The organism is Microbacterium sp. SMR1 (assembly GCF_003289625.1).
Classification (GTDB): domain Bacteria; phylum Actinomycetota; class Actinomycetes; order Actinomycetales; family Microbacteriaceae; genus Microbacterium; species Microbacterium plantarum.
In genome coordinates, this window is the sequence record NZ_QMBN01000002.1 from 425,691 (window position 1) to 447,427 (window position 21,737).

12 protein-coding genes are annotated in these 21,737 nt (G+C 70.5%); 11 read left to right on the top strand and 1 reads right to left on the bottom strand.

From position 1 onward, the window contains the following. Nucleotides 1-84: 84 nt before the first annotated feature. The 11 genes from DO944_RS06660 (at nt 85) to DO944_RS06710 (ending at nt 20,334) form a co-directional block, all read left to right on the top strand. Nucleotides 85-2,205: an acyl-CoA dehydrogenase gene (locus DO944_RS06660; RefSeq protein ID WP_112615887.1), complete on the top strand. Its 2,121-nt coding sequence runs from the start codon at nt 85-87 to the stop codon at nt 2,203-2,205. Between the two features lie 58 nt (nt 2,206-2,263). Continuing rightward, nucleotides 2,264-2,911 (top strand): DNA-3-methyladenine glycosylase I, encoded by a 648-nt coding sequence (locus DO944_RS06665; RefSeq protein ID WP_112615889.1) that lies wholly within the window; start codon nt 2,264-2,266, stop codon nt 2,909-2,911. Then, nucleotides 2,892-5,267: an excinuclease ABC subunit UvrA gene (locus DO944_RS06670; RefSeq protein WP_112615891.1), complete on the top strand. Its 2,376-nt coding sequence runs from the start codon at nt 2,892-2,894 to the stop codon at nt 5,265-5,267. Before DO944_RS06665 ends, DO944_RS06670 begins: the two co-directional genes overlap by 20 nt. 151 nt (nt 5,268-5,418) lie before the next feature. Next, nucleotides 5,419-11,490, top strand: coding sequence for an Ig-like domain-containing protein (locus DO944_RS06675; RefSeq protein WP_112615893.1), 6,072 nt, complete (start codon nt 5,419-5,421; stop codon nt 11,488-11,490). A 51-nt stretch (nt 11,491-11,541) separates the two neighbouring features. Then, the gene (locus DO944_RS06680; protein ID WP_112615895.1) at nt 11,542-12,513 is read left to right on the top strand and encodes a MoxR family ATPase; all 972 of its coding nucleotides are present in this window, start codon (nt 11,542-11,544) and stop codon (nt 12,511-12,513) included. Then, complete coding sequence (locus DO944_RS06685; RefSeq protein WP_112615897.1) at nt 12,513-13,946, top strand: DUF58 domain-containing protein; 1,434 nt, start codon at nt 12,513-12,515, stop codon at nt 13,944-13,946. The genes DO944_RS06680 and DO944_RS06685 overlap by 1 nt, the downstream gene beginning before the upstream one ends. Next, a complete protein-coding gene (locus DO944_RS06690) occupies nt 13,946-16,237 on the top strand; it encodes a transglutaminase-like domain-containing protein (protein ID WP_112615899.1) in 2,292 nt (763 codons plus the stop codon). Before DO944_RS06685 ends, DO944_RS06690 begins: the two co-directional genes overlap by 1 nt. Continuing rightward, on the top strand, nt 16,234-16,617 hold the full coding sequence (locus tag DO944_RS06695) for an FHA domain-containing protein (protein WP_112615901.1): 384 nt from the start codon (nt 16,234-16,236) through the stop codon (nt 16,615-16,617). Before DO944_RS06690 ends, DO944_RS06695 begins: the two co-directional genes overlap by 4 nt. Before the next feature lie 5 nt (nt 16,618-16,622). Next, complete coding sequence (locus tag DO944_RS06700) at nt 16,623-17,438, top strand: PP2C family serine/threonine-protein phosphatase (protein ID WP_112615903.1); 816 nt, start codon at nt 16,623-16,625, stop codon at nt 17,436-17,438. Next, nucleotides 17,438-18,667 carry an FHA domain-containing protein gene (locus DO944_RS06705; RefSeq protein WP_112615905.1) on the top strand — a complete coding sequence of 410 codons (1,230 nt, stop codon included), beginning with the start codon at nt 17,438-17,440 and terminating at the stop codon, nt 18,665-18,667. Before DO944_RS06700 ends, DO944_RS06705 begins: the two co-directional genes overlap by 1 nt. Next, nucleotides 18,664-20,334: a serine/threonine-protein kinase gene (locus DO944_RS06710; protein WP_112615907.1), complete on the top strand. Its 1,671-nt coding sequence runs from the start codon at nt 18,664-18,666 to the stop codon at nt 20,332-20,334. The genes DO944_RS06705 and DO944_RS06710 overlap by 4 nt, the downstream gene beginning before the upstream one ends. A gap of 9 nt (nt 20,335-20,343) precedes the next feature. On the opposite strand, the gene DO944_RS06715 is transcribed toward DO944_RS06710, so the two are convergent. Next, the gene (locus tag DO944_RS06715; protein WP_112615909.1) at nt 20,344-21,717 is read right to left on the bottom strand and encodes a serine/threonine-protein kinase; all 1,374 of its coding nucleotides are present in this window, start codon (nt 21,715-21,717) and stop codon (nt 20,344-20,346) included. Nucleotides 21,718-21,737 lie beyond the last annotated feature (20 nt).

The window sequence follows — 21,737 nt, forward strand, 5'->3', positions numbered from 1 at the left end:
GACCGACCAACTCGCTTGGCGACCCGTTGTGGAAGTCCTACCGTGAATACTGACTCCGATCCTTCCGACGTCGAAAGGCACGCGATGACCGACGCCGCTGTTCGTCCCCACAAGCCCGCAACCGCAGACCGCACCCCCGCCGGGGGCGCCCCGACCGCGCCCCATACCGCGGAGGAGGCGCACGAGGCGCGCATCGACATCGACGCGGTCACCGACATGCTGCTCGGAACCTGGGCGGCGACGCGGCGCGAGGCACGCGAGATGATCAAAGATCCCGTGTTCTGGCAGATCCCGGGCGAGCCGATGGCTGAGCACCGCGAACGCGTGCTCAAGCAGCTCCACCTGCTCGTCGAACGCGGCGCCTCCGGACGCGGCTACCCCAAGGAGTACGGCGGCGACGGCGACAACGGCGCGAACCTCGCCGGCTTCCAGGAGCTCGTGCTGGCCGACCCCAGCCTGCAGATCAAATCCGGCGTGCAGTGGGGCCTCTTCGGCTCGGCCATCCACCAGCTCGGCACGAAGCCCCACCACGACGCCTGGCTGCGCGACGCGATGGAGATGCGCCTGCCGGGCGCGTTCGCGATGACCGAGACCGGGCACGGATCGGATGTCGCGGCCATCGGCACGACCGCCACGTACGACCCCGAGACCGAGGAGTTCGTCATCCACACGCCGTTCCGCGGCGCGTGGAAGGACTACCTGGGCAACGCGGCGGTGCACGGCAAGGCTGCCACCCTCTTCGCTCAGCTGATCACGGGCGGCGTGAACTACGGCGTCCACTGCTTCTTCGTGCCGCTCCGCGACGACGAGGGCAACTTCCTGCCCGGTGTCGGCGGCGAGGACGACGGCGTCAAGGGCGGGCTCAACGGCATCGACAACGGCCGTCTCCACTTCGATCACGTCCGCATCCCGCGCACGAACCTGCTCAACCGGTACGGCGACGTCGCTGCGGACGGCACCTACAGCTCCGACATCGCGAGCCCCGGCCGCCGGTTCTTCACGATGCTCGGCGCTCTCGTGCAGGGGCGTGTATCGCTTGACGGCTCCGCCACGACCGCCTCGGCGCTCGCGGAGTACATCGCCGTGACGTACGCCAACCAGCGTCGTCAGTTCGACTCCGGTGCCGGCACCGACGAGGTCACCCTGCTCGACTACGGCCGGCATCAGCGCCGCCTGCTGCCGCGCATCGCGCAGACCTACGCGCAGTTCTTCTCGCACGACGAGCTGCTGCAGTCCTTCGACGGCGTGTTCTCGGGGCGCACCGACACCCCGGAGGGGCGCGAGAACCTCGAGACGCTCGCCGCCGCCCTCAAGCCGCTGTCGACGTGGCATGCGCTCGACACGATCCAGGAGTGCCGTGAGGCGTGCGGAGGCCAGGGCTTCCTCGCCGAGAACCGCATGGTCGACCTGCACCACGACCTCGATGTCTTCGCCACCTTCGAGGGCGACAACAACGTGCTCCTGCAGCTGGTGGGCAAGCGTCTGCTCAGCGACTATGCGAAGCAGTTCAAGGGAGCCGACGCGAAGGCCCTCGCGAAGTTCGCCGCCGTCTCCACCGCCGAGCGCGTGTTCCACGGTGCCGGGCTGCGTCGGCTCGGTCAGTCGGTCGCCGACTTCGGGCAGACGGCACGATCGGTGCAGCTCGGGCTGCGGGCAGAGCAGCAGCACGAGCTGCTGACGGGCCGGGTCGAGCAGATGATCGCCGACATCGCCGCCGCGCTGCGGCCCGCATCGAAGATGTCGCAGCAGGATGCCGCTGCCGTCTTCAACCAGCACCAGTCGGAGCTGATCGAGGCCGCCCGCGCTCACGGTGAGCTCCTCCAGTGGGAAGCGTTCGCACAGGGTGTCGAGCGCATCGAAGACGAGGGCACCCGCCAGGTGCTCGTGTGGCTGCGCGACCTGTTCGGTCTGACCCTCATCGAGCGGCACCTCGCGTGGTACCTCATCAACGGTCGCCTCTCGACCCAGCGCGCGGCGGCCGTCACGAGCTACATCGACCGGCTGTGCGCGCGTCTGCGCCCGCATGCCCAGGACCTCGTCGACGCCTTCGGCTTCGCGCCCGAGCACGTCCGCGCGCCCATCGCGTCGGGCGCGGAGGCGGAGCGGCAGCGCGAGGCACGCGAGTACTTCGCCGACCTCGCCGCGTCGGGTACCGCGCCCGTCTCGGAGAAGACGCTCGCGAAGTCGGGCAAGCGTGGCTCCTGAGACCGGCTGCGGCGGTGGCGAACCGCGGCATGTCGGCGGCGCTCGCTAGCCTGGCGGAATGGCGCTCGACCTCATCACCGGACCCGACGGCCTGGATCGATGCGGCTGGGTGGGCGATGACGTCGAGTACCGGCGCTACCACGACGAAGAATGGGGGCGCCCGCTCCACGGCGACCGCGCGCTGTTCGAGAAGCTGAGCCTCGAGGGGTTCCAGGCGGGGCTCAGCTGGATCACGATCCTGCGCAAACGCCCGCGCTTCCGCGAGGTCTTCGCGGGGTTCGAGCCGGTGCGCGTGGCCGCATTCGGCGCCGACGAGATCGCGGCCCTCATGGCGGATGCCGGCATCATCCGCAATCGGGCGAAGATCGAGGCCACCATCTCGAACGCGAGGCTGCTGCTCGGCTTCTCCGACGGCGAGTTCGACGAGCTCATGTGGTCGTTCGCGCCCGAGGCTGACCGGCCACGCCCCGCAACGCTCGCCGACGTGCCCCCGGTGACGGCGGAATCCGAGGCGATGAGCAAGGCCCTGCGGCGCCGCGGGTTCCGGTTCGTCGGGCCGACGACGATGTACGCGCTCATGCAGTCGTCCGGCATGGTCGACGACCACGTCGTCGGATGCCACCGAGCTCTCGCCCTCGACGACACGAAGCCCCACAATGGGGAGGTTCGTACCGAGAGGATGTCCGATGGCCGCCGCATCCGCTGAGAACGCCGCCGATTCGCACGAGGTCATCCGCGTCCGCGGTGCGCGTGAGAACAATCTGAACGGTGTCGACGTCGACATCCCGAAACGACGGCTGACCGTCTTCACGGGCGTGAGCGGTTCCGGCAAATCCTCGCTCGTCTTCGGCACGATCGCCGCCGAGTCCCGGCGTCTCATCAACGAGACCTATCCGACCTTCGTCCAGCAGTTCATGGCGCAGATCGGGCGCCCCGATGTCGACGCGCTCGAGAACATCAGTCCGGCGATCATCGTCGACCAGGAGCGGATGGGCGCGAACGCCCGCTCGACGGTCGGCACGGCGACCGATGTGCATGCCATGCTGCGCGTACTGTTCAGTCGCATCGGCGAGCCGTTCGTCGGGTCGCCGCAGGCGTTCTCGTTCAACGTGCCGTCGGTGTCGGGTGCCGGCGAGATCATGATCGCCGTCGGAGGTGAGGAAGGCCGTGCGGAACGCCGGTCGTTCCAGGTGACGGGCGGCATGTGCCCCGACTGCGAAGGGCTCGGCGAGGTCAGCGACATCGACATCGATGAGCTGGTCGACCGGTCGAAGTCTCTCAATGAGGGCGCCATCCGGGTGCCGGGCTACAGCGCCGACGGCTGGATGGTGCGCGGGTACAGCGAGTCGGGACTGCTCGATCCCGACAAGCCGATCGCCGACTACTCGGATGCCGAGCTCGATGACTTCCTCTACAAAGAGCCCACCAAGGTCAAGATCCAGAGCATCAACATGACCTATGAGGGACTCGTCCCGCGTGTCACGAAGTCGATGCTGCAGAAGGACCGCGAGTCGCTGCAGCCTCACGTCCGGGCGTTCGTCGAGCGGGCGGTGAAGTTCATGCCCTGCCCGGCATGTGGTGGGACGAGGCTCAACGACGGGGCGCGTTCGGCGAGAATCGCCGGAGTGAACATCGCCGATGCCGCGTCGATGCAGATCACCGACCTCGCCGATTGGCTCCGCTCGATCGACGACCCCTCCGTCGAGCCGTTGCTCGCGGGACTGCGTGCCACCGTTCAGTCGTTCATCGACATCGGCCTCGGCTATCTCTCGCTCGACCGCTCCTCGGGAACACTCTCGGGCGGCGAGGCCCAGCGAACGAAGATGATCCGGCATCTCGGGTCGAGCCTGACCGACGTCACGTACGTCTTCGACGAGCCGACAGCCGGTCTTCACCCGCACGACATCCAGCGGATGAACGATCTGCTCCGCGGGCTCCGCGACAAGGGCAATACGGTGCTCGTGGTCGAGCACAAACCCGAGGTCATCGAGGTCGCCGATCACGTCATCGATCTCGGGCCCGGCGCAGGACGGAACGGCGGGAGGATCCAGTTCACGGGATCGGTCGCCGAGCTGCGGGTATCCGGCACGCTGACCGGTCGGCACCTCGACCACCGGGCACAGCTGAAACCGGCGGTGCGCACGGCGTCCGGCATCCTCGAGATCCGGGGTGCGACCGCCAACAATCTCAAGTCGGTGGACGTCGACATCCCGCTCGGGACTCTCACCGTCGTCACCGGTGTGGCCGGCTCGGGCAAATCGTCGCTCATCCACGGCAGCCTCGCGGGGCGGGACGGGGTGGTCGTCGTCGATCAGTCGCCGATCCGGGGCAACCGGCGCAGCAGTCCCGCGACGTACACGGGCCTGCTCGATCCGATCCGCGCGGCGTTCGCCAAGGCGAACGGGGTCAAGCCCGCTCTCTTCAGCGCCAACTCGCAGGGCGCGTGCCCGGCCTGCAAGGGGCTGGGCGTCATCGTCACGAAGCTCGGCATCACCGCATCCGTCGAGACGGAGTGCGACGTATGCGAGGGGTCGGGATTCAGCCCCGAGGTGCTCCGGTACACCCTCGACGGTCGCACCATCGCCGAGGTGCTCGCCCTGAGCGCGGCAGAGGCCGCCGAGGCGCTTCCGCCGCGGGTGGCGGGCGGGATCCTCTCGCGCCTGATCGACGTCGGCCTCGGGTATATCACGTTGGGGCAGGCGCTGAGCACCCTCTCGGGCGGAGAACGGCAGCGGTTGAAGCTCGCGATCTCGATGGCCACGTCCGGCTCGGTGTACATCCTCGACGAGCCGACGACGGGTCTGCATCTCGCGGATGTCGACAATCTGCTCGCGCTGCTCGACCGGCTCGTCGACGCCGGCAACTCGGTCATCGTCATCGAGCATCATCAGGCCGTCATGGCGCACGCCGATCACATCATCGACATCGGACCGGGTGCCGGGCGCGACGGCGGGCGGGTCGTGTTCGAGGGGACACCGGCCGACCTCGTCGCGGCTGGCGGCACCCTCACAGCGGAGCATCTCGGCCGCTACGTCGGCACCCGCGCCGGATCGGAGAGATGATGCACACCATCGCGATGGTCGACATGGGGAGAACTCCCCATGTCAACCGACAAATCCGGCACTTCTCCTGACATAGGGTGGTTCCGCAGTTCAACCAGTGCGAGCCCGGAAGCCGGGCCGATCACCGTCGCCCCGGGGGGAGCCGAGCCCAATGACGTCGACCTCGTGGCTGCGGGCACGCCCGCGAACGTTCATCTCCGCCGGTATCGTCACCGTCGCGGCACTCACCATCGGAACCCTTGCGGTCGCCTACGAGGGTGAGCCCACGACCGAGGTCGATCTCCACGACGGCGGCGTTTGGGTGACGAAGCAGTCCAGCCTGCTCGTGGGGCACTACAACAACGAGTCCCGCGTGCTCGACGGCAGTCTCCGCACGACGTCCGCCGAGTACGACGTGCTCCAATCCGGTCCCCGCGTCGTCGTGGTCGACGCGGACGGATCGGCGATGTCGGCCGTCGATCCCGCGAAGGTCGTGCTGTCGGGAACCGCTGAGGTGCAGCCGGGCGCGCAGATCGCCCTCGGATCCGACACCGTCTCGGTGCTCGACGCCGCGGGAGACCTGCGCACCGTCCAGTTCGCCGGTGTGAACGGCTTCAGCTTCGAAGGCAACGAGCCGATCGCCGAGCTCGGGGAGAACGCGACGGCGACGGTCGGCACAGACGGCACGATCTATGCCGCGTCCGCGGCCGGCGCGTCGCTGTACGCCTACGCGCCGATCGGCGACGGCACCGTCGCGCAGACCGCCGAGCGGAGCCTCGAGGGCATCGCCGAGGATCACGAGCTGGCCATCACCTCACTCGGGCAGACGCCGTTCGTGCTCGACCGCGAGACCAATGTGCTCTATGGCGGCGACGGCTCGCAGACCGATCTTCCCGCCGATGCGCTGCTGCAGCGTCCGTCCAACTCCGCCGAGACCCTCACCGTGAGCACGCGCAGCGCCCTGTTGCGCGTGCAGCCCGGGGGACAGACGACGACGATCGAGGCCGGTGCCGAGGGCACCCCCGCCGACCCCGTCTACGTCGGCGGCTGTGCCTACGGCGCGTGGTCGGGATCGGGAGTCTTCGTCCGCGACTGTGCGAACGACGCCGACGATCTGGTGCAGGAGATCGAGGGCATCGATCCCGCCGCGAAACTGGAGTTCCGCGTGAATCGGGATGTCGTCGTGCTCAACGACGTGTTCGGCGGTGCGGCCTGGCTCGCGAGCGAGAACATGCAGCGCGTCGACAACTGGACCGACATCACCCCGCCGGAAGGTACCGGCGACGAGGAGCAGGAGACGACCGAGGAGACGGTCGAGACCGCCCTGCCCGAGCGGACCGAGGAGAACACGCCGCCGATCGCCGTCGACGACTCGTTCGGTGTGCGCCCCGGTCGCACGACCGTGCTGCCCGTCCTCTTCAACGACACCGATGCCGACGGCGACGTGCTCGTCGCCGAGGCCACGAGCGATCCCGCGTTCGGTGAGATCTCGCAGATCCAGAACGGTGGCGCCCTTCAGATCGCCGTGCCCGAGGATGCGTCAGGCTCGACGTCGTTCACCTACACCGCCGACGACGGCCGCGGCGGCGAGGCATCCGCGACGGTGCGGCTCTCGGTGCGCGGCGACAACGAGAACTCCCCGCCCGTCCAGCAGCGCGTCACGCCGGTGACCGTCGAAGCCGGCGGCACCACGTCGTACAACGTCCTGAGCGAATGGATCGACCCGGACGGCGACGACATCTTCCTGAAGTCGGTCCAGCCCGACGGCGGCGACGAGGCCGACTTCACGTCCGACGGACAGATCACCTATCGTGCGATCGGCGCGGTGCAGGGCCGCAAGGACGTGCCGATCATCGTCTCGGACGGCACGGATGACGGCGCCGGCGTGCTTCGAATCGACGTCCGTCCTCCCGGGACGACGGTCCCCGTCACCAACGCCGACCACGTCGTGACCCGGGTCGGCCAGTCGGTCACGGTGTCGCCGCTCACCAACGACACGAGCGCGGGGCGCGAGCCGCTGCGCCTGACGCGCGTCGACGAGGTCGAAGGCGCGACGATCCAGCCCGACTTCGCCGAGCAGACCTTCACCTTCACCTCCGACGTCGTCAACACCTACTACGTCGACTACCTCGTCTCGGCGGGCCCCAACAGCGTCCCTGGACTCGTGCGCGTCGACGTGCTGCCGGCGGCGGACACCAACCTCCCGCCCGTCGCCGTGCGAGACGTCGCGCTGCTGCCGACCGGCGGCGACGTGCTGGTCAACGTCCTCGGGAACGACACCGACCCGGCCGGCGGCATCCTCGTCGTCCAGTCGGTGACGGCCGACCCCGAGGGCGGCGTCACGGCAGCCGTGCTCGGCCACGAGACCGTCCGCATCACCGATCAGGGCTCGCTCAGCGAGCAGACCCGGGTGTCGTACACGATCTCCAACGGCGATCAGTCCGCCACGGGTGAGATCGTCGTCATCCCGATTCCCGCACCCGACCGGCTGCGGCCACCGGTCGCGAACAACGACACGGCGGTCGTTCGCGTCGGCGACGTCGTCACGATCGACGTGCTCGCGAACGACACCCACCCCAACGGCGACACCCTGCACGTGTCTCCCGAGCTCGTGCCGCCGCTCGTCGACGAGGCCGATGGCCAGGTGTTCGTCTCGGAGGACAAGCTCCGGTTCCGCGCCGGCGACGAGCCCAAGACCGTCAACGCCACGTATGAGGCGGTCGACAGCTCGGGTCAGCGCGCCGGCGCCTATGTGACGATCCAGATCCTGCCGCGTCAGGATGACGCGAACGCCGCGCCCCGTCCGCGCGACCTCACCGCGCGAACCCTCAGCGGCTCGAAGGTCACGATCCCGGTGCCCCTCGACGGCATCGATGAGGACGGCGACTCGGTCGAGTTGATCGGCATCGCGAGTTCGCCGAGCAAGGGGCGCATCGTCGAGACGGGCTCCAACACCTTCGTCTACGAGGCCTTCGACACGAGCGTCGGCTCGGACTCGTTCACCTACCGCGTGCGCGACCGCCTCGGCAAGGAGGGGACAGCCCGCATCCAGGTCGGCGTCGCTCCGCCCGAGACGACCAACCAGGCGCCGTACGCCGTGAAGGATGCCGTCATCATGCGGCCCGGACGCCAGGTGGCGGTCTCGGTCCTCGAGAACGACTCCGACCCCGACGGCGACCAGTTCGGATTCGCCGCCGCCGCCCTCGAGGTGCCGGACGTCGAGGGACTCGCCGCCGAGGTGTCGGGCGAGCAGATCGTGATCACCGCGCCCGATGTGCCGATGAACACGAGCATCCAGTACACGATCGAGGACGCCCGCGGCCTCACGGCGACGGCGCCCGTGCAGATCACCGTCGACCCCGACGTGCCGCTGCAGCGTCCCATCGCCCGCGACGATCGGGTGCGCGCCGAGGACGTCGACGAGAACGGCGTGGCCGAGGTCGCGGTGCTCGACAACGACGACGACCCCGACGGCACGCGCAGCGCGTTGCGCGTGACGCTCGGCGCCGGCGGCGAGAACGCCACCGTGCGCCCCAACGGCACGGTGTCGGTGCCGCTGACCGACGAGCGCCAGCTCATCACCTACTTCATCACCGACGAGGACGAGCTCACCGCAGCCGCGTTCATCCACGTGCCCTCGCTCGCCGAGCTGCCGCCGAGCCTCATCTCGACCGAGGCGCTCGTCGTCCAGAGCGGCGAGACCGTCGACCTGCCGCTGTCGGAGTACGTGCGCGCCTCGGGCGGGCGCGACGTCGTCATCACCGAGGCCGAGAAGGTCACGGCGGCCCACTCCAACGGTGCATCCCTCGTCAAGGACGAGCGGACTCTCCAGTACACCTCCGCCGCCGACTACTTCGGTCAGGACGCTCTGACGTTCGAGGTCACCGACGGCTCGGGGCCCGACGATCCCGAGGGCCGCAAGGCGACCCTGATGATCCCCATCACCGTCACCCCGCCCGACAACCGGCCGCCGAGCATGATCGGCGCGCAGATGGAGGTCGCGCAGGGCGAGGATGCGCGGACCCTCGATCTCGCCGCGCTGGCGACCGACCCCGATCCCGGCGACGCCGAGAAGCTGCGATTCGCGATCGTCGACGGTGCGCCCGACGGGCTGACGGCGCGCGTCGACGGCTCGGTGCTGTCGGTCGAGGCGAGCACGGACGTCGCCAAGGGGACGTCGCTGCCCGTGCAGGTGAGCGTCACCGACGGCGAATCCGACCCGGTCACGGCGACGATCACGGTCACCGTGACCGCCTCGACGCGACCCCTCGCCACCGCGAACGCCGACGTCATCGAGCAGGCCGACCAGGGTGAGACCATCTCGGTCGCCGTGCTCGACAACGACGTGAACCCGTTCCCCGAGACGCCGCTGAAGGTCGTCGGAGCGTTCACCGAGACCTCGGGAGCCTCGGCGACCGTCGCCGGCGACCGCGTCGAGGTCACCAGCCGCGCCGACTTCGTGGGAACCCTCGTCGTGCGCTACCGGATCCAGGATGCGACCGGCGACCCCGACCGCGAGGTCGAGGGCCAGATCCGCATCACGGTGCAGGGTCGTCCGGATGCCCCCGGCAAGCCGACAGTGACGAGCGTCGAGAGCCGCACGGTCGTGATGTCGTGGTCGCCGCCCGTCGACAACGGCGCCTCGATCACGGGCTACACCGTCCGCTCGACCGCCGGCTCGTACACCCGCGAATGCCGTTCGACGACGTGCACGCTCGACGGACTGACGAACAACGTCGAGTACAACTTCGTCGTCACCGCGACCAACCGCGTCGGCGAGTCCGACCCGTCGCTGCCGTCCGAGACCGCGCGTCCCGACCAGCGGCCCGACACCCCGAACCCGCCGAGCCTCGCCTTCGGCGATCGCAGTCTGGACGTGTCGTGGACGGTCCCTCGCACGGAGGGCTCGCCCGTCGAGAGCTACAGCCTGCAGATCTCGCCCGCGCCGCCGTCGGGTGTCGCCGAGAAGACCGGCGTGACCGGTACCCGCATCACCTGGGACGGCCTGCAGAACGGCGTGCAGTACCAGGTGCGGGTCCGTGCCCACAACCGCGCGCCCGAGCCGTCGAGCTGGAGCGTCTGGTCGCAGGCGATGGTGCCCGCCGGCAAGCCGGACGCCCCCGGAGCGCCGTCGACCCAGCGCCTGAACCCGGTGGGCAACCGCTCGCAGATGCAGGTGAGCTGGAACCAGCCGGCGAACAACGGCGACGCGATCGCGGGGTACCAGCTGCAAGTCCGCCGCGGCGGCGCGACCGTCGACACCATCAGCGTGCCCGCCGGCCAGACGAGCCAGGCCGTCACCGTCGACACCTCGACGACCGACTACACGTTCGTCGTCCGCGCCCAGAACAAGGCGGGCTGGGGCGAATGGAGCGCGGCATCCGCACCGCGACGCGCCTTCACGCCTCCCGGCGCCCCGACCGGAATCAGCGCGAGCGAAGGCGACAACCGCGTCACCGTCTCGTGGACGGCCGGGCCGCTCAACGGCGCGAACCCGGGTGAGGTCAGCTACCAGTACTCCGTCAACAACGGCGGCTGGCGCAACGACTGGATCGGCGGCGGCAACGGCGGATCGGGCACCATCGGCAACGGTCAGGTCAACAACAACGGCACCTACACCGTGCGCGTTCGTGCCGTGGCCGCGGCCGACGGATCGCGGTACGAGGGTGAGCCCTCGGCCGCATCCAACCAGGTCGCACCCTACGGCCAGATCGGCAACCCGTCGGCGAACGCCACCCGCGACGGCAACCGGGTCACGCTGTCGTGGTCGTCGCCGGCACGCAACGGGCGCGACATCACCACGGAGATCAGCATCAACGGCGGCGGCTGGCAGCGCGTCGACGCGAGCGGATCGAGCCAGCGCGGCGACGTCGGCTACAGCAGCACGCAGTCCATCCGGGTGCGCGTGAGCGCCGCCGGCAGCGAGGCACGCGAGGCATCCGCGAGCGTGACGACGCCGAACCCGCCCCCGCCGCCGCAGCCTCGCGCCACGGTCGAGAAGGGGTCCCCGGTCGGCGGCTGCGTCAACGGCTGTTTCCACCTGAAGGTGAACACGCAGGACTTCCCCGCGGGCAACTACCGCATCGACTGCTACGACGGCAACCGGAAGTTCAACACCTACCCGTCGTCCTACAACGTCCCGGCCAACGGCTCGATCCAGCTGGACTGCTGGATCGGGGCCGACGGACGCGACATCTCCGCCGAGATCATCGGCTGGGGACGAACCGGCACGACGCGCTGGTAGTCCCCGCATACGCCCTGGCAGCCACTCATCACGAGGAACGAGAACGAACGAATGAGCATGACACCCGAGCAGGCAGCGTGGTTCCGCGACACCTTCGCGCGCCTGGTCGACAACGTCGACGCCGCTCTCCTCGGCAAGCGCGAGGTCGTGGCGCTCGTGCTGTCGGCGATGATCGCCGAGGGGCACGTGCTGCTGGAGGATGCGCCGGGCACAGGCAAGACGAGCCTCGCGAAGGCGATCGCGGCGAGCGTGCAGGGCACCTCGACGCGCGTCCAGTTCACGCCCGACCTGCTGCCCTCCGACGTGACCGGTGTGACGATCTACGACCAGGCGAACAAGCGCTTCGAGTTCCACCGCGGTCCGGTCTTCGCCTCGATCGTGCTCGCCGACGAGATCAACCGCGCCTCGCCGAAGACGCAGTCGGCCCTGCTCGAGGTGATGGAGGAGTCGCGGGTCACCGTCGACGGCGTCGCTCACGAGGTGGGTCGTCCGTTCCTCGTCATCGCGACCCAGAACCCGATCGAGCAGGCCGGTACCTACAAGCTGCCCGAGGCTCAGCTCGACCGCTTCATGATCAAGACGTCGATCGGCTACCCGACTCTCGCGGTCTCGGAGCGCATCCTCGTCGGCGCCGTCGACCGCAACCCGTCGGCGAGCCTCAAGCCCGTTATCACGACACGCGCCGTCGGCGAGATGGCCGACCTGGCCGCGACCGTCCACATCGATCCGGTGGTCGCACGCTACGCCGCGCAGATCGTCGAGGCCACGCGTGAAGCGTCGGCGACGCGCCTCGGCGTCTCGGTGCGCGGCGCCATCGCGATGATCCGCATCGCCAAGGTCTACGCCGCCGCGCAGGGTCGACACTACGTCGTGCCCGACGACATCAAGCTGCTCGCGCTGCCGGTGTGGGCCCACCGCCTCGTGCTCGATCCCGAAGCCGAGTTCACCGGCACGACCGCCGAGACGGTCATGAACAACGCCCTCGCCGACGTCGAGGCGCCGCTCGCGCGGGCGGACGCTTGATGGCCACACCCCCTGCCGCCCCGACCCCGACGCGTCGCACGCGCCGGGGCCGCGGTGCTGCCGGCGGTGAGGCGGCTGCCGAGCGCGCGGCCGGAACCACGGCCGACACCCGGACCGTCGGCGACACCACGCGAGACGCGGACGCGACCCTCCGGGTGGGGACGACGACGCTGTCGGCCGACGCCGCTCCCGTCAACGCGGAGGCGCCGTCGCGGCTGGTCGTCTGGCGCGAGCGGCTCGAGTCGTGGTGGGCGGTCGCGCGCCGTGGCATCCGCCTCGTCACCCGCACCATCCGCCCGCTCGGGTGGGTGCTGCTGTTCGCGACCGTGCTGCTGTGGTTTGTCGCGCTCAGCTTCGGGTGGCAGGAGATGGTCATCGCAGCCGTCATCCTCACCGCCATCGTCGTCATCAGCGTGCCGTTCCTCTTCGGCGGCACCGCCTACGACGTCGACCTCGACCTGACACGAACCCACGTCGTCGTGGGGGAGCGCGCGATCGGCGGGCTCACCCTCGTCAACGGCACTTCGCGGCCGATCCTGCCCTCGCGGGTCGTCCTGCCGGTCGGCTCGGGGCGCGGCGAGTTCGACGTGCCCCGGCTCGCACCCGGGGCCGCCCACGAAGAGCTGTTCGCGATCCCCACGACCGCCCGCGGAGTGCTGGCGGTCGGACCGGTCAGCGTGCTCCGCGGCGACCCGCTCGGACTCTTCGAGCGCAGCAGCGACCGCCGCCAAGCCGTCGACCTCTACGTGCACCCGCGCACCGTTCCCCTGGAGGGGCTCTCGCTCGGGCGCCTGCGCGACCTCGAAGGGCTCCCCTCGACGCAGCTGGCCCCCGACGACGTGTCGTTCCACGCCCTGCGCGAGTATCAGCCCGGCGACGACCTTCGTCACGTGCACTGGAAGTCCACCGCGCGCGTCGGCAACCTCATGATGCGCCAGTACGAGGAGACCCGTCGGTCGCACTTCGTGCTCGGGCTCTCCACGTACGCCGGCGACTACGCCGACTCCGACGAGTTCGAGCTCGCGATCTCCGCAGCCGGCTCGATCGGCCTGCGCGCGCTGCGCGACTCCCGCATGCTCGAGGCGCGCACGCAGCGCGGCCCGCTCCGCACGCAGGGGCCGCGTCGGCTGTTGGACAACCTGTCGGCTCTCGAGCACTCGCGTCAGCGTGACGGCGGCGTCGTGGCCCTGGCCGGAACGATCGCGATGAACTCCCACGGCATCGCCATCGTGGTGCTGTTCTGCGGCTCGGGCGCCGACCCGGCCGAGCTCAAGCTCGCGTGCTCGCGACTGCCTCAGGGCGTCCGGGTGCTCGCCGTCGTCGCCGATCGATCGGCCGAGGTCCCGGTGCTGCGCCGCGTCGGTGATGCCGACGTCATCTCGATCAGCGCGCTCGATCAGCTCGCCCCCGCGATGCGGAAGGTGCTGTCGTGATGTCGCCCGCGCGCCGCCGGCTCGTGCTCGACCTCATCGCCGTCGTGCTGCTCCTCGCCGTGGCGATCGTCGGCTTCGGGCCGACGTTCGACGGCCCGGCCTACCTCCTCGCGGGATTCGGCGCACTGGTCATCGGCGTCGGCATCGCCTGGCTGTGCGCTCACCGTCGCTGGGGCGTGCTGCCCACCGCGGGCCTGACCGTCGCCGCCTACTTCATCTTCGGCGGTGCCCTCGCGCTGCCGCAGACGGCGCTGTTCGGCGTCATCCCGACGCTCGACACCTGGACGCAGCTCGCCCTCGGCTCCGTGCAGTCGTGGAAGCGCCTGCTCACCACGGTGGCTCCGGTGGCGCCGTACGACGGACACCTGATCGTTCCGTTCCTGCTGACGCTCGTCGCGGCGGTGCTCACCGCCTCGCTCGCCCTTCGTCTGCGCCAGGCGGCGTGGGCCCTGATCCCGGTGACCGCCTTCCTCGTCACGCAGATCCTGCTCGGGATGACCGAGCCCGCCGTGCCCGTGCTGCAGGGCGTCGTCTTCGCCGTCGTGGCATCGGTGTGGCTCGCGCTGCGACAGGCATGGGATCCCGACAACGCCGCCGTACGCATCGAGCCGGCCGCGACCTCGGATGCCGCGACCCTCCGGCACACGCGGCTGCGCCGCCTGATCTCGGGAACCGCCGTCGTCGCGGTGGCTGTGGGCGCCGGCGTCGCGACGGCCGCTGTGGCGAGCCCGCCGTCGACGCGTTACGTGCTGCGCGACATCGTCATCCCGCCTTTCGACGTCAAGCAGTACCCGAGCCCGCTGCAGGGCTTCCGCGGACTCGTCCGGGATGACGCGGAGACGCCCCTCTTCACGGTGCAGGGCCTGCCGGAGGACGGCCGCATCCGGCTGGCGACGATGGACGCCTACAACGGCATCGTGTTCAACGTCTCGGACGAGGGAGCCGGCTCGTCGAGCTCGTTCACGCCCCTCCGCTCGAACATGTCACCGGATGCCGAAGGTGTGCCCGGTCGGTTGCAGTTCGAGATCGACGAGCTGCGCGGCGTGTGGCTGCCCGACGCCGGTGCCGTGCGGTCGATCGCGTTCGAGGGCGAACGCGCCGACGAGCTGCGTCGCACCGCCCACTACAACGACGCCACCGGGACGGCTGCGGTCACCGCGGGTCTCGCGCCGGGAACGACCTACACCGTCGACACGGTGTTCCCCGTCCGGCCCACGAACGAAGCGCTCGCCGATGTCGCCTTCGCGCCGGTGAAGATGCCGAAGCAGGAGGGCATCCCCGACGGGCTGTCGCAGATCGCGACGGATGCCGTCGGCGACGCGGAGACTCCCATCAAGCAGGTGCAGGCGCTGGTGGACTGGCTCTCGACCGACGGATACTTCAGCCACGGTCTCGAGGACGACCCGTATTCGCCGTCCGGTCACGGCGCGGCCCGCATCACGAGCTTCTTCGGCGGCGACGAGATCATCGGTGACGACGAGCAGTACGCCGTCGCGATGGCACTGCTGTCGGCGCAGCTCGGCATCCCGGCGCGAGTCGTCATGGGGTGGCACCCGGAAGAGGGCGACACCGCCGGCGAGTTCACCGCGACCGGCGACAACGTTCACGCGTGGGTGGAGGTCGCGTTCGAGGGGTACGGGTGGATCCCGTTCGACCCGACGCCCGACGAGGACAACGAGCCGAACGAGCAGACCACGACGCCGCGGGCCAACCCGAAGCCGCAGGTGCTGCAGCCGCCGCCGCCGGCTCAGGAGCCGGCCGAGCTGCCGCCCGCGATCGCCAACGACCGCGATCAGGAAGACGAGGAGGATCCCGGTTTCGACTGGATCGGCGCCATCCTCGCGCCCGTCGGCATCGGCATCGGCGTCCTCGCGATCATCTTCGCTCCCTTCGTCATCATGGGGGCGGTCAAGACCGCTCGACGCACGAAGCGGCGCAACGCCGACAAGCCCGCCGACCGCATCTCGGGCGGCTGGGACGAACTGATCGACCGCGCTGTCGACCTCAACGCGCCCGTCGCCTCGGGTGCGACGCGAACCGAGAGCGCACAGGTGGTCGCCGCGACGATGGAGCAGCCCGACGTGACCGCCCTCGCGACGTCGGCGGATGCCCGCGTCTTCGGCCCGGGTGAGCCGACGGCCGAGGATGTCGACGCCTTCTGGCGCGAGGTCGACGCGATCGTCGTCGGCATGAGCGGCCGGGTGTCGGTGTGGCGCCGCCTGCGAGCCCGGCTCAGCCTGCGCTCCTTGCTGCGCGGCCGTGCCCGGCGCGCCCGGGGAGGGAACGCATGAGCGCGATGATCTTCGACACGGAACCGCTCGCGGGCGTCCCCGACATTCGCACCGGCACCCGGGCGCTGCTCCTGTGGGATGACGGCACCCGCACGGCCGTCTACGGGCGGACGGTCTTCGGCCGCGATCCGTCGCGTGCCGCCGGCGCTGATGCGATCGTGCTCCGCGACGAGACGCTGACCCTCTCTCGGACGCATTTCGAACTCGTGCCCCTCGACGCCGGGGGCCTCGCGGTCATCGATCGGGCCTCGACCAACGGAGTCGTCGTCACGCGCGGGCGAGACGGCGTTCCGGTCGTGCCCGGAGCGCAGACCGTGCTCCGCAGCGGTGACCGGCTCGATCTCGGTGACCGCTGGCTCGTCGTCGAGGTCATGCGGTGAGCCCCATGTCGGTACGGGTGGGGCACGGGGCGGCGACTCACGCCGGCCTGCGCGGTCGCGCGAACGAGGACTCGTATCTCGCCGCAGCGCCCGTCTTCGTCGTCGCCGACGGCATGGGCGGCCACGAGGCCGGGGCCCGTGCGAGTGCGGCGGCCGTCGCAGAGTTCCAGTCCCTGGTGGGGGCCGCCGTGGTGTCGAACGGCGAGGTCCGCGCCGCCATCGAGCGAGCCCGCGTGAACATCGACGCGCTCGCCACCGGCCAGCGTGCGGCGGGCACCACCCTCACCGGTGTCGTGCTCACGCGCGTCGGAGACGCCGGTTACTGGCTGGCATTGAACATCGGCGACTCGCGCACATACCGGTGGGCACGCGGACGCCTCGAGCAGATCAGCGTCGACCACTCCGTCGTGCAGGAGCTCGTCGACTCGGGCCAGATGGACGCCGAGACCGCCGCGCGCCACGCTCGGCGCAATGAGATCACGCGGGCGCTCGGCGCCGGCAGCGTCGGCCAGGCCGATTTCTGGATGCTGCCGGCGGAGAGCGGCGACCGCATCCTCGTCTGCTCCGATGGCCTGTCGACCGAGCTCGACGACGAGCGGATCGCCCGTATCCTCGACGAGGAGACCGAGCCGCAGGAAGCCGCGCAGCGGCTCGTCCACGAGGCGTTGCTGCACGGAGGTCGCGACAACGTCACGGTCATCGTCGTCGATGCGCTGGGAGACGGCGGTGACGACGCGTACGACACCGTGCCGTCCGCCCAGCCGGATGACGCGGACATAGACACCCGGCCGCGCGCAGCGGCCGCAGGGGGGAGAGCCTGATGGTCGAGGTCCGCTACGTTCCGGCAACGGGCGCGGAGCAGTGGCGCGTCGCACTCGCGCCCGCCGCGGCCGTCGCCCTGCCCGCGAACGTCTCGATCCCGACGGTCGAGGCCGTGTGGCGCCGGTTGGAGGAGCGCGGCATCGGGGCGGTGATCGAGGCCCTGACGGGCGCGTTCGGCACGTCGCTGGCCGCCATTCCCGACTTCATCCTGGCGATCGTCGAGGGCGACGGGCTCCGCGTCGCCGTGCGCGGCCCGGTCGAGCTTGTCGTCGAAACGGAGTCGGGCCCGCTGTCGGTCTCGGGCCAGGGGGTCTCGACGTGGGTCGAGCGCCACATCCCCGGCGTGCAGCGCGCGTCGGCGCTCTTCGCCGACGCGGCGGACGAGGCCGCATCGCTTCCGTTCGTCGAAGGTGTCGTCGCGGCCGATTCGGTCACGGTGGATCTGACGGGCGCGCGACCGGGCGTTCGCCCCGCGAGTCCGTTCGTCGCGGCACCGACCACACCGGCCGTGCCCGCACCGGAGCCGCCCGCGGCTGCTGCTCCCGCGTCGCCGGCGCCCCCGGCCGCCCCGGTGGAGGACGAGAGCGAACTCCCGTTCGACGAGTCGCCTGGGGCGCAGACCTTCGTCCCGCTCAGCGACACGGCAGCCGCCGACGAGCACGCGATGATCTGGGGTGAGACGGTCGTGCGTCCGACGCTTTCCGTCGAGCAGCCGGAAGCAGCCGAATCAGCCACCCCCGCCGACGATGCCACCGTCGTGTCGTCGCCGCTCGCCCCCGCTGGTGATCATGACGGCGAGACCATCGCGGTCGCCGACATCCGCAGTGCGCGGCGGACCGAGCCCGCGGTCTACGAGTCGACGGAGATCGTCCCCGCACGCCGTCTCGCGCGGGGACGCATCCGCGTGTCGGACGGGCAGGTCGTCGAGCTCGACAACACGGTGATCATCGGTCGGCGTCCGCGCTCTTCGCGCTCGACGGGCGACATGCTGCCCACGCTCGTCGCCGTCGAGAGTCCTGAGCAGGACATCTCGCGCAACCATGTCGAGATCCGCGCGGAGGGCGAGCACGTCCTCGTCGTCGACCTCGACACGACGAACGGATCGGTGCTGCTTCGCGGCGGCAACGACCCGGTGCGGCTGCATCCGAGCGAGCCGACGATGGTCGTCTCGGGCGACGTGCTCGACATCGGCGACGGTGTGACGATCGCCTTCGAGGATCTCCCGTGAGCGCGAAGCGACCCCCGGCGCCGCCGCCCCAGCTGCCGGGCTTCACCTACCTCGAGCTTCTGGGCTCGGGCGGCTTCGCCGACGTCTACCTCTACGAGCAGCACCTGCCCCGGCGCAAGGTCGCGGTCAAGGTGCTGCTTCCCGAGCGGATGGCCGGTGGCTCGGTCGAGCAGTTCACCGCCGAGGCGAACGTCATGGCGATGCTGTCGACCCATCCGGCGATCGTCACGATCTATCAGGCCGGCCTGTCGGATGACCAGCGTCCGTACCTGGTCATGGAGAACTGTCCGCGGCCGAACCTGCAGGTGCGGTATCGCGCCGCTGCGTTCTCGGTCGCCGAGGCCCTCCGCGTCGGCATTCAAGTCGCCGCCGCCGTCGAGACCGCGCATCGCGCCGGCATCCTGCACCGCGACATCAAGCCCGCCAACATCCTGGTGACGGAGTACAACCGCCCGGCGCTGACCGACTTCGGCATCGCGACGACGACGGAGGGGGCCGACGAGACCGCCGGGATGTCCATTCCGTGGTCGCCGCCCGAGGCGTTCGGCGACGGTCCCGATTCGGGCGTGCGGTCGGACGTCTATGCGCTCGGCGCCACCATCTATACGCTTCTGGCCGGTCGTTCGCCGTTCGAGCAGCCCGGCGGCCGCAACGGCGCCGCAGACCTGATCCAGCGCATCGAGACCGCGCCGCTCGCGCCACTCGACCGTGCCGACGTTCCGCCGTCGCTGCAGCAGGCACTGGCACGCGCGATGGCGAAGAGCCCGGCAGCTCGCTTCGACAGCGCCGTGTCGTTCGCCCGCGCGTTGCAGCGCGTTCAGATCGAGCTGGCCCATTCGGTCACGCCGATCGACATCCTCGATGATTCGCCCGACGCGGAGGAGGAAGAGGATGCCGACGGCGAGCTGACTCGCGTTCGCGGGATCGTGAGCATCGAGCCGACCACCGCGCCTCCCGCGGGGTCGACCCGTCGCAAGAGCGGCGCGGAGGCGTCGTCGCCGTTCGCGCCGTCCGCATCGGGCTCGCCGTTCGCGCCGTCGGCGCCCGACGAGACGATGCTCCGACCGTCGGCGCGTGCCGGGCAGGACTCGACGGTCCGCCGACCGCGCACGGTCGAGCCGGTCGCCGACCAGACAGTGCAGCGCGCAGCCGCGGCGCACGGCACCGCCGCGAGCTCGTCGAACCCGGATGCCGCACACGCCGAGCCCGATGGGCATTCGGCCGCGGGTCCGGCCGAGAGCACCTCGTCCGGACGTTCGCGTTCCTGGCTGTGGATCGCCCTCGGCGGCGTCGCTGCAGCGCTGGTGGTCGCCGTCGTCGTGGTGGCGAGCATGCTTCAGCCGACCGCGCCCGCGGAACCTCAAGCGAGCGAGTCTCCCTCCAGCGCCCCTCAGGATCCGCTCGCCGGCTTCGTGCCGCGCGTCGGCGACCTCGCGGGCACGGCGGCCGGTGCCGACGTGACGTTCACCTGGACGAATCCGAATCCGGCCGAGGGCGATTCGTATCTCTGGTACCCCGTCACGCTCGACGGCGCCGCCGCGCCTCAGCGTGTGGAGGACGAGACCGTCACCGTTCCCGCCGACCCGTCGGGCCGGACCTGCATCGAAGTCCAGCTCGTGCGCGCGAACGGCGGGGCGGGGGATGCCGTGCGGGGCTGCACGCCCTGACGTCGGTCGTCAGCCGCGCCCGGGCTTGTCCTGATCGCGCTTGTTCTCGCGCTCTTCGGCCTTCTTCTGCTCGTCGGCGGCCTTCTCAGCTTCTCGCTCTGCCTTCTTCGCCGCCTCTTCGGCGGCCTTCCGGTCGGCCTCGGAGGCCGGTCCGTCCTGCTCCGTCGTGTTCTCGACGGGCGCGGCCGGCTGTTGTTCCGACTCGTCGGTCGGCTCGTCCACGACGGTGACCGGCTCGGTCGTGTCGGTGTTCGTCGGCTCGGGAACGGCGGACTGCTCGGTGTCGGCGGGCGTGCTCGGAGCGGTCTCGCCGGTGGAACCGGCAAGCCACATGCCGCCGAGCGCGGTGGCCGCGAGAGTCGCGGCGGCCACGCCCCCGATGAGTCCTATCCGCGCCCGCGAGGGCCGCCGGCGCTCGCGCACCGGCGCTCGCGCGGCTCCTGCGGCAGCCGCGGGGAGGATGCGCGTCGTGGTACCGGTCGCGGCGGCAACGGGCGTCGCCGCCGCGACCGATGCGGGAACGGAAGGCGGGGCCGGCGCTGCGGGGCGTTCCGCAAGGTCGTTCGCCGCCGAGAACACTTCGGCCGCGCTCGGCCGGTCTTCCGGACGCATCGCGGTCATACCCCGGAGCAGCGCGGCCCAGGCGGGGTCGAGCGTGTCGGGGATCTCGGGCGCGATGGTGAGTCGTGCAAGCGCCTCGCCGAATCCTTCCGCGCGGGGGAAGCCCCGCTGCCCGGTGAGAGCCTCGAGCACGACCAGGCCGAGCGCGTAGATGTCGGCGGGCGGAGCAGGCGGCGCGCCGGTGAGCTGCTCCGGGGAGAGGTAGGCAGCCGTTCCGATGACGGTTCCGGGCTGAGTGAGCCGAGCGGCATCCACGAGGACGGAGATCCCGAAGTCGGCCAGCTTCGCACCCGACCGGCTGCCGAGCATCGGCGACTGCGACAGAAGGACGTTCGAGGGCTTGATGTCGCGGTGCACGATCCCGGCGTCGTGGACGACGTGCAGCGCCTCGGCGAGGTCGGCGGTCAGAGCAGCGACGTCACCCGCGGGGAGGGGGCCGCCGGCGATACGGGCGGCGAGCGTCGGGCCGTCCACGAACTCCATGACCAGGTACTCGGCGCGACCCGGTGCGAGTTGGGCGTCGTAGAGGGTCACCAGTGCGGGGTGGTTGAGCGAGGCGAGCACGGTCATCTCGCTTCGGGCGCGGGAGGATGTCGTCGCCCCTTCCAGCTCGGGCCGCAGCAGCTTGATGGCGACGGTGCGACCGAGCAGCACATCCTCGGCTCGGTGGACGCGAGCCATGCCGCCCTGGCCGACGCATTCGCCCAGCAGGTAGCGACCGTCGAGCATCGCCTCTGTGGGCGGCGGTTCGTTCGTGGCCATGGCGTCCTCCGGCGACCGTG